Origin of the sequence: Kocuria subflava, from assembly GCF_012163155.1 — a bacterium.
Classification (GTDB): Bacteria; Actinomycetota; Actinomycetes; order Actinomycetales; family Micrococcaceae; genus Kocuria; species Kocuria subflava.
The window spans coordinates 1-607 of the sequence record NZ_JAAVUN010000167.1 but is presented as its reverse complement, the minus strand read 5'-3'; the positions used below and the strand labels follow the sequence as shown (position 1 = coordinate 607).

The following is a 607-nucleotide window of genomic DNA, read 5'->3' as shown; positions in this document are numbered from 1 at the left end:
GGGCACGTCCGAACGCTTCGAACGTCAGTTGCTGGACGCCGCTGAGTCCATGGTGGTCGACTGGCCGCAGAACCTTCAGGCGGTCGTTGGACCGGTCATCGAGGAACCGCAGGACAAGCTGCGCCGTGCCCTGACAGAGCTCGACGACGGCGAACGGTGGTTGCTCGAACCCAAACAGCTCGATGACACCGGGCGGCTGTGGCGACCCGGGATCAAGACCGGGGTCCGGCCCGGTTCCTTCTTCCACCTGACCGAGGTGTTCGGCCCCGTGCTCGGACTGATGCACGCAACGGACCTGGACGAGGCACTCGAATGGCAGAACGCGGTGGACTACGGGTTGACCGCGGGCATCCATTCCCTGGACACCTCCGAGGACGACCCCTGGTTGGACCGGGTGGAGGCGGGCAACCTCTACGCCAACCGCGGGATCACCGGGGCGATCGTGCAACGGCAGCCCTTCGGTGGATGGAAGAAGTCCTCCGTGGGACTGGGTGCCAAGGCCGGCGGACCGAACTACCTCACCCAGATGGGCACCTGGTACAAGGCAGCCTTCCACCGGGACACCCAGGGGGACGTGGTGCACGAAGCCGTCGCGGAGGTCCTGGAC

Annotated in this window: 1 protein-coding gene; it reads left to right on the top strand. The window is 66.4% G+C overall.

All coding sequences use genetic code 11. From position 1 onward, the window contains the following. Nucleotides 1–607: aldehyde dehydrogenase family protein (locus GTW58_RS13570; protein ID WP_168023611.1), on the top strand; the 607-nt coding region annotated here is incomplete at both ends.